A 13,044-nucleotide genomic window follows, 5' to 3' on the forward strand; every position below is an offset into this window, starting at 1 on the left:
TAGCGAGCGTGAACCACCCGATCCCATCCCGAACTCGGAAGTGAAACCGCTTAGCGCCGATGATAGTGTGGCCGTTTGCCATGCGAAAGTAGGGCATCGCCAAGCGCCTATCCGAAAACCCGGACCCCGAACAAGGGCCCGGGTTTTTTTTTGCCCGCCGCGCTCAGGCCGCCCGCGTCTCCCCGCCCAGCAAGGTCAGGATCTCGCCCGTGATGTAACTCGAGTCTGCTGGCGATGCGAAAAAGACAAACGCAGGAGCAACTTCTTCCGGTTGTGCAGGTCGTTTCATTGGCGTATTTGCACCATGCTTAGCCACTTGCTCCGCCGGTTTATCTGCGACATTGAGTGGAGTCCAGACGGGGCCTGGCGCAACGCAATTGACGCGAATACCTTTCTCGACCAAATTCAGCGCCAGTGATTTAGTAAAAGCATGAATGGCGCCTTTGGTAGAGGCATAGTCAATTAGGTGTTTATTTCCTTCCAGACCGGTAATTGATCCGCAATTGATAATGGCATCGCCATCTTGCAGATGTGTGAGCGCTGCCTTTGCCATGCGAAAGTAACCGTAAATATTGGTTTTAAAAGTGGTATCAAATTGTTCATCAGAAATATCTTCGATTGATTCCTGGTTATGCTGATAAGCTGCATTGTTGATTAAGATATTCAATTTGCCGAATTCATGGACTGTTTTTTCAACAGCATTTTGACAAAACTCCAGGCTGGTTACATCGCCCGAGATTAACAGGCATTGACGACCTTCTTTTTCGACTTGCCGCTGAGTTTCTTCAGCATCGATCTGTTCAGATGGAAGAAAGGTTATTGCGGAATCCGCACCTTCGCGAGCGAAAAGTACAGCAACGGCACGACCAATACCCGAATCGCCGCCGGTAATTAAGGCGACTTTATCTTTTAATTTGCTCGAGCCTTTGTAATCGGGCGCAAGATATTGTGGCCGTGGCGTTATTTGCGCTTCAACACCGGGGCGTTCCTGGTGCTGGGCGGGCATTGGGCTTTTAGGATATTTTTCGTTTGGAGTTAGTTTATCCTCAGAATTTGGTTGGCTTTCTTTTGGCATTAAGCTCTCTCCTAATCAAAAATATTTATAACCTTTTTCGCACGTACTAAGAAAGAATATATCGAATGCTAAATTAAAATTCCTGACTTCTTTTTTAAGATGCTTCCATAATTCAATTGTTCAATCATTTTATGGATTAGCCGAAACATCACAAAAACAGGCATCTTTGTTAATTTGACTGCTAAGCGTTGATGTTTGCTGGTTTTGCAACGCACGCTAAAGCCTGATATTTATACACAACAGTTGGTTGGAGGAATTGCTTTTTGCTTATGAGGGGAAATACCCTCTTCAATGAGAAATTAAAGAGGGTTCTACACAGAAATGTCCGATGCTTAGCCTTAGAGGCATAAGCTCTATAGTCTGGCTAGGCCAAAGGTTTTAAGAATCCAGGCCAAATCTTATTATTGAGGCAAAATCATTGGCTTTTAAACTCGCCCCGCCGACCAAGGCTCCGTCAACACCTGAAATATTCATGATATCGACAATATTGTCGGGCTTCACATTTCCACCGTACAGGATCCTTATGGATGAAGCGATTTGCTCGCCGTACAGGTCCATAATAAGATTTCTAATGAAATCATGTACTTCTTTTATCTGCTCTAATGTGGCGGGTTTTGCTCCTTCACCGATAGCCCATACCGGTTCGTAAGCGATAATTACTTCGCTGACAGCTCTGGGCGAGACGGCCTCAAACGCCATTCGCAATTGCCGGTCCAACAAGCTGAACGTTTCATTTGCGAGTCTGGCTTCTCTGTTCTCACCACAGCAAAGAATGACCTGTAGCCCTTGGCCTAGAGCAGCCTGGATTTTTAGCTGAATGGATTGATCGCTTTCTCCGGCTCGTTCTCTTAATTCTTCTTCCAAAAACCGGGACAATCCAGTCAGGAGGTTACGATTCTCTTTGGCGACCAGGTATTCCAAAGTTGCTATAACTTGAGCATCGGCACCGTCTTTTGCTTTCAGTTTCTTCAACTTGTCGGAAAGAAAGCTGTCTGTCAGACGCCTGGCCACACTAGAGGCAAAACCATAATATTTCCCTAGATTGGCTCTGCGGTCCGAATGGCCAATTATGACACGGTCGACCCCAATGGCTCCCAGCATTTCGGGCGAAATTTCTCCGGTAAATGCGCCTTTGGATTCAAAAAACGTATCTTGCGCCAGCAGAAATACATTTCTGCCTAAGCCATATTCTGTCCTGAGAAAATCCGGTTTAATATAATCGGCCAGGGTAGAAAGTCCTGTGTAAGGAGGTGCAAGGCCTATATCGACATCTCTTATTCCGCGGCAGATATCCAGGATTCTTGCCGTAAGGGCGACACCCGACAGGGGAATCATATTCATTTTCCAGTTACCGGCCAGAAACGGCCTGATCGCTCCGGGAATTCCGGCTTCGGCTTCGATTTTATGCCATTGGTTTGCCGTTCTTTGACGGAAGTAGTTTCTATATGCCTTTGGATTTGCCGTCTTCATGCATTGTACCTTTTAGTCCAATATTAATTTCCGTATGAGGTTTTAGCCCCTTACCCTATTAATAAAATGCCATGTGCTACCAAAAAGTTGTGATACGGCATTTTCGCAGACTGTGAAAATTTACTTTTCTGTCTGGAAATTCTCAGCTAGTGTTCGTAGCAGAGGCACGAAGAACCTCATTTTGCTTCCGATTCCTTGATAGGAAACTGATACCGGAATCGGATGTTTTCCCACCGTTCCGAACATTACACCTTACTCATGCTGAAGAGCAAGAAATAGTTGGGCAAACCGACCAAAATCTCATTGCTTTTGATAGCGATTACGGACTCCTATGCCGATGAGTACAATCAGCGCGGTCCAAAGCAGAGAAGGCATCAACCAGAACCATTCTTGATAAAAAGTGACTGGCGGATTTGTCAGATAAGGGACTTCATAAACGCCGGCCCAAGCTTGGTGTAATGGAGAACGCTCCAGAATATCTCCGGATGCCAGAGATACGGTAGAAATGCCGGTATTGGTCGCTCTGAGTACAGGCCTTCGGAATTCGACGCCTCGCGCCAGCGTCATATACATATGCTGATAGGGTTCTTGCCAGGCGCCGTACCAAGCATCGTTCGTGACGTTGACAATGAACTGGGCCCCGAGTTCAGCCAGGGAACGCGCGAATCCGGGAAAAAGACTTTCATAGCATATTTGCGGCCCCATCTTGTAACCATTCCAGTGTAACAAAGTCGTAGGCCCCTGTCCGCGTGCAAAATGACCGGTCGGCGGCAGCCAGTTGCGAATTTGCGGGAAGAATTGTTCGCCAGGAATATATTCGCCGAAAGCCAGCAAGATGGATTTGCTGTAATGAGGCGGTACTATTTCACCGTTTTTATCGAGCACGAACAGCGAATTCGTAATCAGCCGGGTGGCTCTATCGACACTATAAGCGCCGGTAATCAGCGGCAGTTCGCGCTCGCGAATAAATTGGCTTAATTGGGCCGGATGCGCATCGAATTTGAAGTCCTCTCCCAACAGTGACGGAAAAGCCGTTTCCGGCCACAGTACAAAGTCGACTTTTGCTTCTGTTGCTTTTAGCGCCTGATCGGTCAGATCAGTATACCGTTTAAGTATTTCCTGGCTATAGCCTCTGCCTAATTCGGCGGCGAGTTTTTCCGAATTGCCGATATTGGCCTGGACCAATAACGCTTTAAAAGAGGCATCCGGTTCAGGCAATCTGTTTTTGAGCCAAAATCCGCCGGCGTTCAGCAAGACAAAACCCCAGACTACAGCCATCAGAATTCTTTTACCGGCGGCCTGCCGGCGTTTCTGCCAGGCGATATAAAGCGGCAGATTGCACAATAATGTAAGAGCGCTGAGGCCGCTGAAGCCTATCACTTCAGCCCATTGGTAAACAGGCACGCCGGCACCATACCAGGAATAACCGAAATTCCAGTCAAACAAGGTCAGCGAGTAAGCTTCGCATATAATGGTGATCAATGCCATTAACGCTAGCGAAAGCCGTTCCGGCCAAGCGAACTTGCGCCGCCCCCAAAACCACAACATGCCCGCCACAGGGACAAACAAGTGCGCAATCAGTGCATAGAGCAACATGCCGAGGACTGCTACGGGCCAATCCAGATGCGCAAATTCATGCAAAAGATAAGTGACCCAGTTAAAACCGATCAGTGTAAAAATGAAGGACGTAACCAATCCACCCAAGAAAACACCTTTCAGGCTGGTTTGCCGGTTCCAGAAAATCCACAACGGCACGAAGCAGAATAAAGACGCCCAAGGCGGAAAAGGAATATAACTGGTGCCGATAAAAATGCCGGACAGGACCGGCAGCAACCAGAGGCGGGTTTTGCTAGCTGAAAAATCGTTCATATCAGTTTTTAATGAAATATTTTATTGTACACAAGCGCAAGAGCAGATGTTGTCGATGGGCGGGGATTATCCTGCAAAGTGGTCTATTATCTAAGTATTTTTATACAAGATTATTAGAACTGTATCGGCAAATTATTTACTGGCCGCTGACTGCAGCGTATTCTCAGAATACATTTCATACATAACTGTGTTGGCCTTGCCGGAATTCCTATACAACATGCTAAAATCGCCGATTACCTTGCAACCTTGGGATGTTATTTTTATCCATGTCTACTACGCTAAAGCTTCCACTTGAATCATTGAAATTAAATGTTGATTTGTCTCATATCGACTTGCCGGAAGCTCCCAGGCAGCAAACTACTATTTTAGGGCAAGCCCGCGCCCAGTCGGCACTGGAATTCGGCGTTGCGATGCGCAATCCCGGTTATAATATTTTTGTCATGGGCGACCATGGGAGCGGTCGGCTGACCATGATCACCAATCATCTTGATACGACTGCGCAAAGTTTGCCCGCGCCGCCAACCTATGCGTATGTGGAAAATTTCGAGAATCCCAGGGAGCCAGTCAAAGTTGAATTGCCGGCCGGGCATGGGCAAGAACTTTGCAGGGATATAGAGCGATTGATCGACAATTTGCTAGTCACTTTTCCGGCTGTCTTTGAAAGTCCTGCTTACCAGCAAAAGAAGAGCGCGATTGAGCGGCAATTTAATCAGCGCTATAACAGCGCCATTGATCTGGTCGAAAAAAAGGCCCTGCCTCTGAACATTGCTCTGTTCAGAGAAAACGATTCCATTACATTTGCACCTATCAAGGACGATAAGTCGCTGGATGAAGACCTGTTTATGCAGCTGCCGCAATCGGAGCGCGAAGTTTTTCATAAACACGTGGAAGAGCTGGAAGACTATCTGGGCGATGTATTGATCGAACTGCCCCAGTGGCGCCGAGCTACAGTGGAAAAAATCAGGCAACTCGACAATGATACGATCAGCTTGGCTATAGAACCGCTGTTTTCAGAGCTGGATGATAAATACCAAAATATTGACGACGCTGTTACGTTTTTAGACGAAATCAAAAAAAACCTGGTTATCACGATTACCGATTATCTGATGCCGGGCCGTTCATTGGAACAGAAAGATATTTCCGCCAAGCGGCTCATGCTGACTGAGCTTTATATGCCCAATATTCTGGTCGATTACAAGCAGGACAGTGGCGCCCCCGTTGTTTTTGAATCTCACCCGATTTATCAAAACCTGTTCGGGCGTATCGAATATGTCAGCGATCAAGGCACGCTGGTTACTAACTATCGCAGGATTTGCGCCGGTTCCCTACATCGGGCAAATGGCGGTTATCTGATTCTGGATGCCGAAAAACTGCTGACTTATCCTTTCGTCTGGGAAGGGCTTAAACGGGCCCTGAAGTCGGGCCGCATTGAAATCGAGTCGCCCTATTCGGAACTGGGCATTAATACGATCACCTTGAAGCCCGAGGTGATCCCATTGAATGTCAAAGTCATCCTGGTCGGTTCTCCCGAGATCTATTATCTGCTGGAGGAGCTGGATAGCGAATTTAACGAAATGTTCAGAGTGCTGGCCGATTTTGACAGCTATATTCAATTGACTGATGAATCGATACAGCGTTTTGCCATCCTGATGATCAAACATGCCGCGGACTCGGGGGCAAAGCCGCTGTCACGTGCCGCTATTGAGGGCCTGATCGAGCACAGCTGCCGGCTTTCCGAAAATCAGTACCATCTTTCTGCACGCATCAATGACTCGCTGGACATCATCGGCGAAGCCAATCTGTTCTGCCATAAAGCCCAGGCCGATCAGATCGATAGAGTGCATGTCGAACAGGCTTTGGCGGCAAGAGAGCAGCGTAACGGTAAACTATCCCAGGACGTCCTCGAAGAAATGCTCGTCGGTACGATACTGATCGATACCGAAGGCTCGGCGATTGGCAAGATCAACGGTCTGACGGTGCTGGAAGTGGGCGGCAGCAGTTTTGGCGCACCTGCACGCATCACTGCGACTGTTTATCCGGGCTCTCGGGGCATCGTCGACATTGAGCGCGAAGCCGAGCTTGGCCAGTCCATACACTCGAAAGGCGTAATGATTTTGACCGGTTATCTGGGCGACTGTTACGCCCAGCAATTTCCATTAGCCATTTCGGCCAGCATCGCCATCGAGCAATCCTACGGCTATATCGATGGGGACAGCGCGGCGCTGGCTGAACTTTGCTGTCTTATCTCGGCGCTGACTCGCACGCCGATCAAGCAAACGTTTGCCGTGACCGGCTCGATTAACCAGTATGGGGAAGTCCAGGCTGTAGGCGGCGTCAATGAAAAAATAGAAGGGTTCTTCCGGCTTTGCCAAGGGCGCGGCCTCAATGGCCAGCATGCCGTTATCATTCCGGCCGCCAATAAACGTAACCTGATGCTAAAGCAGGAAGTCGTGGATGCGGTTGCTCAAGGTTTGTTTGCCGTTTATGCGGTGTCCAATGTCAATGAAACCCTGGAGTTACTGACTGATCAGCTGGCCGGTTCACCGGATAGCGAAGGCAACTATCCAGAAAACAGTATTAACTACAAAGCCATTTTCAGATTAAAAGAGATCTCCGATATGGCGCTTGATGAGGATAAAGAGGAAGGGGCAACCTGAGCCTGTCAGGCGCAGCTACTGCGTTTAATAGCTGCGCCACGGATTAACGGCCGGACTCGGTTACTATGACATCGATGCCGTTCTGCCTCAAGCGGGTCCTGATCGTATTGACGCTGGTCATATGGCCATAAGGTCCCATTTTAACGCGATACCAAATGGTATTGCCGCCGACTTTCGCCTTCTCGACGCGCGATTCAATGCCCATCAAGGCCAGTTTGGCCCTTAATTTATCGGCCTCCTGAAATTCCCTGAAAGAGCCGGCCTGCACCATATATTGAGCGCCTTTATCCTGATGTTGGGCATCTTTATTTTGGCTCTCCATCGCTTGATCTGTCTTATCTTGAGGCTCCTTGATCTTGCCGATGAGTTCTTCGCGGGCGCGCGTCTTGATTTCATAATCAGGCACAACCACTTCCTTTTGCGGCAGAATAGTGTAGAAATCAAACTGCGGCGGCTGATGCACGGGCTCGGCTGCTTTCTTTTGCTGAGCCTGTTCTTTTTTGACCGGCTCAGTTTTGTCGGGTTTTGTTGCCGATAGCGCAACCTGCGGGAGATCGCTCTGCTTAGAGCCCGTGTTGCGCAAATAAACCAAAAAGACTACAAAAGCAATAATCAGCGCCGTGATCAGCATCCACTTAAAAACCCCGACGCTATCATGGTGGCTTGGTTTTTGCCCGCGCGGCGCTGTTCTTCCCTGGGTTGCTCTATGTTTGTAGTCTATGGCCATATATCACATTGCTTCTGGAGCGTTGATCTTCAGCAGTCCCAATCCGTTTGCCAGGACTTGTCTCACGGCGCTGATCAAATTCAATCTGGCGTCGCGAAGCGCGGCATCCTCAACGAGGAATTGATGGGCATTGTAGTACGTATGAAACTCGGTCGCCAGCTCGCGCAGATACTGGATCAATTGATGCGGCTCATACTGAAGCGCCGATCGCTCCAGCACTTCAGGATAGCGCGCCAGTGTGCCGATCAGATCGATTTCATGCTCTTCGGTCAACCGATCCAGATTCTCCATGCCCAGCAGCAGATTTCTGTCCCAATCCTTTTCGTCAAGTTGGCGGAATACGCTGCACACCCTGGCATAAGCGTATTGCACATAAAACACGGGGTTTTCATTGGAGCGCGAGGTCGCCAGCTTCAGGTCGAAGTCCATATGCTGTTCCGACCGGCGCATGACATAAAAGAAACGCGCCGCATCCTTGCCGACCTCGTTGCGCAGTTGCCGCAGCGTGACAAATTCGCCGGAACGCGTGGACATCTGGACTTTTTCCTCGCCGCGGTAGAGCACTGCAAACTGCACCAGCAGAACCTTCAGTTTGGATTCATCGGCGCCCAGCGCGGTCATGGCCGCCCTGACTCTGGGAATATAGCCGTGATGATCGGCGCCCCAGATATTGACGATGCGGTCGAAACCACGGTCCAGCTTGTTCATATGGTAGGCGATGTCGGAAGCGAAATAGGTGGTCTGGCCGTTTTCCCTGACTACAACCCGGTCTTTTTCATCGCCCAGTTCGGCCGATGCAAACCAGGTTGCGCCATCCTTTTCATAAAGATGACCGCCGGCGCGCAGGCGTTCCAGCGCTTGCCCCACCGAACCGTCCTCCATTAACTGACGCTCCGAGAACCATTCCTGATAGTCGACACCAAACTCTTGCAGGTCAAGCCTGATGTCGTCAAGGATCGTGTCCAAACCGATTTGAAAGAGGTCACGGTACAGCGACGGCCCGAGCAGGGTTTTGGTTCTGGCGATCAGCGCATCGATATGCTCTTCCTTATCGCCGCCGTGCGGCTCGTCTGCCGGTATATTTTCAAGCACCAGCTCTGCAGGCCTGCGGTAGTCGTTGCCGGCGTTTTTATGAATATCCCAGGCGATATCGCGCACATACTCGCCCCGATAGCCATTGCTTGGGAAATTGACCACTTCGCCGCACTCTTCCAGGTATCTGAGCCAGATGCTGGTAGCAAGAATATCCATCTGGCGGCCTGCGTCGTTGACGTAATATTCGCGGTGCACGTCAAAACCGGTCGCCTCCAGCAAATCGGCAACGACCGAGCCATAAGCGGCGCCACGGCCATGGCCTACGTGCAGCGGCCCGGTCGGATTGGCGGAAACAAACTCAACCTGAACCTTTTGGCCGGCGCCGATAGTGCTCAAACCGAAACTACGGCCTTCATCATGAATCTGTTTGATAATCTGATATTGGGCGTTGGCATTGACAAAGAAATTGATAAACCCCGGGCCGGCCAGCTCAACCTTGGTAATCGCCTCATGCTGGGGCAGTGCGGCCATGATTTGCTCGGCCAGTTGTCGGGGATTTGATTTTGCCGGCTTAGCCAGGGTCAATGCCAGGTTTGAAGCAAAATCGCCATGCTGCGGATCGCGGGTGCGTTCAATGTTAATGCGCGGGGTAATTTCCTGACTCAGAACACCTCGATTTTTAAGTGTTTCAACGGCTTGCAGGATAAGTGCCTCTATCTTTTGTTTCATTGCTTCATTGCGGTAAGTAGATCAAATAAGTGCCACATTATCCATGAAAATCATCTGATTATCCATTCAAACAACATCAATACAGATCCACCGGATCGATATCCAGCGACCAACGCACTTTTTTGGCCTGCTTGAGTTTTTCAATTTCCGGCATCAAGCCATCGAGCAAGGCATGCAAGGCTTGACGCCTTGTGCTCTGAAACAGCAATTGGTAGCGGTAAAGTCCGGCGCGCTTGGTCATGGGCGCCGCAACCGGACCCAGGATCTGGATATGTCCCTGACTGTATTGTCGGGCCAGCTTGCCCACCGCTTCCAGAAACAAAGGCGGCATTTTATTGTCCAGGGCCTGCGCCCTCAGCAGCGCCTGATAGCTGAAAGGCGGCAATGAAGCTTCTTTGCGCTCTGCCAAAGCCGTTCTGGCGAAATCGCTATAGCCTTGCCTGATTAATGTCGTCAGCAAAGGATGCTCGGGTTTGCGGGTCTGCATGATCACTTTGCCGGGCTTTTCGGCGCGTCCGGCCCGCCCTGAAACTTGCACGATCATCTGCGCCAGTTTTTCGGCCGCATGAAAATCGATGCTGAACAGGCCGCTGTCGACATCGAGAATCGCCACCAGCGTTACATTCGGAAAATGATGGCCTTTAGCCAGCATCTGTGTGCCCAGAATGATATCTACGCAGCCCTGGTTGATTTGTTGCAGATAGTTTTCCAGTGTGCCTTTGCGCTGAGTCGAATCGCGATCCAGGCGCACGATCATTCTATCCGGAAACAGTGTGGCCAGTACTTTTTCGACGCGCTCGGTACCCAGGCCTAGCGGCGTCAGTTCGCCGGTTTCGCAGGCCACACATCTCTGGATCAATGGTTGTTCCTGGGCGCAATGATGGCAGCGCAGCAAACTTTCGTCATAATGGATGACCAGATTGGCGTCGCAGCGCCGGCAGCGTGCAACCCAGCCGCAGCCATGGCAGATCAGGGTCGGGGCATAGCCGCGCCGGTTCAGGAACAGCAGAACCTGTTCGTTTCTCGCCAGGGTTTTCCGGATGTCCTCAATCAGTGCCTCGGACAGACCTTCCTGCATGCGCTTGTTGCGGATATCGAGCAGTTGCAGGATCGGCGCTGTGGCATTGCCGGCTCTTTCAGGCAGATGCAGCAGGTGATAACGGCGTCGATCGACATTATGCAGGCTTTCCAGCGACGGCGTTGCGGAGCCGAGCAACACCGGAATATTCAGCAGCTTGCCGCGCACGACCGCGACGTCGCGCGCCGAGAAACGAAAGCCTTCCTGTTGCTTGAACGAGGCGTCATGCTCTTCATCCAGAATGATCAGGCCGGGATTTCTCAGCGGTGTGAATAATGCCGAGCGGGTGCCCAGCAAAATCGAACAGACGCCTTGTTGCATCTGGAGCCAGGCGTTTTGCCGCTGTCCGTCGGTCAACTTGGAATGCGATACCGCAATGGTGACGGCAAAGCGCTGCCGGAACCGTTCTTCAAGCTGCGGCGTAAGCGTAATTTCCGGCAACAGGACCAGCACCTGCTGGCCGCGCTCGAGTACATGCCGGATAATCTGCATGTATACTTCGGTCTTGCCGCTGCCGGTTACGCCCTCCAGTAGAAAAACAGCGAACTGCCCCAGCGATTCACAGGCGGCATCAATGGCGGCTTGCTGCTGTGCATTGCACTGCAGCGCGCTGTCGCGAGTCAGCAAGCCGGGGCCGGGCGCAGCGTCAGGCTTACTGATCTCAAGTAGTCGCTTATCGACCAAGGTTTTCACGGCCGGCCGCCAGTTTTCATTCCATAACGACAATTCGGTTTCAGACAGGCTGCCGGCATGGCATTGAAATTTTTCCAGGACGCTTTTTTGTTTGGGCGCACGATTCAACCGGTTGCCGTCAATAGTTTTGCCTTGCTCTGTCAAGGCATAGCACTTTTCTACATGCAGTTCGGCCGGCTTGCCCTGGCGCAGCGAGACCGGAAAGGCGGCGCTGAAAACTTCGCCCAAAGGATGATGGTAATAGCTGCTGGCCCAGTGCAGCAGGCGCAAGTCTTTGGACGACAGCAGCGGCTCATCGTCCAGAATGCGCGTGACGCGTTTTAATTTGCTGTTGTCGAACTCGCTGTGCTGCGTTATGGCAACCAGAAAAGCGACTTTGCTGCCTTTGCCGAAAGGCACCTCCAGGCGCATGCCGGGCAGGACGGGGCCGGGGCCTGTTTCGGCCGGGGCAAGGTAATCAAACAATCGATAGAAAGGCGCGGGAATGGCGACTCTGAAAATCAGTTCGTTCCCGCCGGGCGGTTTGGCCATAGTGGTTAAATGAGGTTTATAGTTATTGTTCGCAGAAGGGCAAATAGCCGCCCATGCAACCATTTCCGGTCTCTATTGCAATCAGGCCTATGGTTCAGCCAATGAGTTATCCACAAAAGCTGTGGATAACTCTGTGGGTAACCGGTTTCTAAATCAGCTTAATGACCGTTTTTAATACAGTTTTTTGGCCAGCATAATTTTAAGTAAAAAATATTATTTTGTTATATTTCAAAGTCTTGTAAAGAAATATCTGACAGTGATCAGATATTGCTTGCTGAATTTATTTGAGGCCGGCTTGATGTGTGTAATTAACAGAAATCATGGCTCGGCCTGTCAAATTATGGCCGGCTGAGTCCGGCCGTCTGTCCTGTTATCTGGGCTTGATGAATTTAATCGTCATCCTGTCGCTCTCGCCGATCTCCAGGTACTTTTCGCGGTCCTGTTGTTTCAGTTTCAAAGTTGGCGGCAAGGTCCAGACGCCTTCGGGATAATCTTTGTTATCTTTACTGTTGGCGTTGATTTCGGATTTGCCCAGAAATTCAAATCCCGCTTTTCTGGCCAGTGCAATGATATAATCCTCGCTGACATAACCCGAGGCGGCGCTCGGGTCCTGCAGTTTTTTAGGGGAGTTCCTATGCTCTACGACGCCCAGGATACCGCCGGGCTTCAGGGCTTTATACATGGCATTGAATACCGTGGATGCCTGGCCGTTCTTCATCCAGTTGTGGACATTGCGGAATGTTAAAATCCGATCGGCCGAGCCGTCCGGCGCTATTTTCACTTTTTCGGGCGGCTGCAGCTCCGTTAACTCGACTTTGCTGTACAGATCCGGCTGTTTCTTCAGTTTGGCCTTATACTCATTCAGGCTTTTCTTGAAATAAGGTTCCTCGGCATCGGCTGAGAAATGCGCCGCATACAGTTTGCCGTGTTTTTTCAGATAAGGCGCCAGGATTTCCGTATACCAGCCGCTGCCGGGCCAGATTTCGACGACGGTCATATTGTCTTTGACTTCAAAGAATTCCAACGTTTCCTGCGGATGCCGGTATTTATCCCTGGCTTTGTGCTCGGCCGAGCGATGAGCGCCGGCAATGATCTTAGGCAACATGCTGTTATCATCGGCGGCTTGCGAAGACGAGAAGCTGCCAGCCAGCAGTAGCGCCAGTAAAACTTTTTTCATTAT

At 50.4% G+C, this 13,044-nt stretch carries 8 protein-coding genes and 1 rRNA gene; 2 read left to right on the forward strand and 7 right to left on the reverse strand.

What is annotated here, in order from left to right:
- Positions 1–105 (forward strand): 5S ribosomal RNA (gene rrf, locus V2P20_RS12280); the annotation flags it as partial.
- 58 nt (positions 106–163) lie between these two features.
- Here the strand turns inward: rrf and V2P20_RS12285 are convergent.
- The 3 genes from V2P20_RS12285 to lnt all read right to left on the reverse strand — a co-directional run bounded on the left by V2P20_RS12285 (position 164) and on the right by lnt (position 4,414).
- Positions 164–1,075, reverse strand: coding sequence for an SDR family oxidoreductase (locus tag V2P20_RS12285; protein ID WP_331818708.1), 912 nt, complete (start codon positions 1,073–1,075; stop codon positions 164–166).
- A 378-nt stretch (positions 1,076–1,453) separates the two neighbouring features.
- A complete protein-coding gene (locus V2P20_RS12290; protein ID WP_194969425.1) occupies positions 1,454–2,545 on the reverse strand; it encodes a triose-phosphate isomerase in 1,092 nt (363 codons plus the stop codon).
- 300 nt (positions 2,546–2,845) lie between these two features.
- Positions 2,846–4,414, reverse strand: coding sequence for an apolipoprotein N-acyltransferase (lnt, locus tag V2P20_RS12295; RefSeq protein ID WP_331818710.1), 1,569 nt, complete (start codon positions 4,412–4,414; stop codon positions 2,846–2,848).
- 266 nt (positions 4,415–4,680) lie between these two features.
- On the opposite strand from lnt, the gene V2P20_RS12300 reads away from it, so the two are divergent.
- Positions 4,681–7,071 (forward strand): ATP-binding protein, encoded by a 2,391-nt coding sequence (locus tag V2P20_RS12300; protein WP_331818712.1) that lies wholly within the window; start codon positions 4,681–4,683, stop codon positions 7,069–7,071.
- 43 nt (positions 7,072–7,114) lie between these two features.
- On the opposite strand, the gene V2P20_RS12305 is transcribed toward V2P20_RS12300, so the two are convergent.
- From V2P20_RS12305 to V2P20_RS12320, 4 genes are all read right to left on the reverse strand, one after another.
- Entirely contained in the window at positions 7,115–7,798 is a 684-nt protein-coding gene (locus V2P20_RS12305; RefSeq protein ID WP_331818714.1) for an SPOR domain-containing protein, read from the reverse strand.
- A gap of 3 nt (positions 7,799–7,801) precedes the next feature.
- The gene (gene argS, locus V2P20_RS12310; RefSeq protein WP_331818716.1) at positions 7,802–9,562 is read right to left on the reverse strand and encodes an arginine--tRNA ligase; all 1,761 of its coding nucleotides are present in this window, start codon (positions 9,560–9,562) and stop codon (positions 7,802–7,804) included.
- Positions 9,563–9,638: 76 nt separating this feature from the next.
- Positions 9,639–11,864 carry a primosomal protein N' gene (locus V2P20_RS12315; protein WP_331818874.1) on the reverse strand — a complete coding sequence of 742 codons (2,226 nt, stop codon included), beginning with the start codon at positions 11,862–11,864 and terminating at the stop codon, positions 9,639–9,641.
- 370 nt (positions 11,865–12,234) lie between these two features.
- Complete coding sequence (locus V2P20_RS12320) at positions 12,235–13,041, reverse strand: methyltransferase (protein WP_331818718.1); 807 nt, start codon at positions 13,039–13,041, stop codon at positions 12,235–12,237.
- Positions 13,042–13,044 lie beyond the last annotated feature (3 nt).

The sequence above is a fragment of the Methylobacter sp. Wu1 genome, from assembly GCF_036553575.1.
Classification (GTDB): domain Bacteria; phylum Pseudomonadota; class Gammaproteobacteria; order Methylococcales; family Methylomonadaceae; genus Methylobacter.

Excerpts from the sequence above, each read along its gene's own strand:
- V2P20_RS12285 (WP_331818708.1), bottom strand. The coding sequence starts at position 1,075 with ATGCCAAAAGAAAGCCAACCAAATTCTGAGGATAAACTAACTCCAAAC.
- V2P20_RS12290 (WP_194969425.1), bottom strand. The coding sequence starts at position 2,545 with ATGAAGACGGCAAATCCAAAGGCATATAGAAACTACTTCCGTCAAAGA.
- lnt (WP_331818710.1), bottom strand. The coding sequence starts at position 4,414 with ATGAACGATTTTTCAGCTAGCAAAACCCGCCTCTGGTTGCTGCCGGTC.
- V2P20_RS12300 (WP_331818712.1), top strand. The coding sequence starts at position 4,681 with ATGTCTACTACGCTAAAGCTTCCACTTGAATCATTGAAATTAAATGTT.
- V2P20_RS12305 (WP_331818714.1), bottom strand. The coding sequence starts at position 7,798 with ATGGCCATAGACTACAAACATAGAGCAACCCAGGGAAGAACAGCGCCG.
- argS (WP_331818716.1), bottom strand. The coding sequence starts at position 9,562 with ATGAAACAAAAGATAGAGGCACTTATCCTGCAAGCCGTTGAAACACTT.
- V2P20_RS12315 (WP_331818874.1), bottom strand. The coding sequence starts at position 11,864 with ATGGCCAAACCGCCCGGCGGGAACGAACTGATTTTCAGAGTCGCCATT.
- V2P20_RS12320 (WP_331818718.1), bottom strand. The coding sequence starts at position 13,041 with ATGAAAAAAGTTTTACTGGCGCTACTGCTGGCTGGCAGCTTCTCGTCT.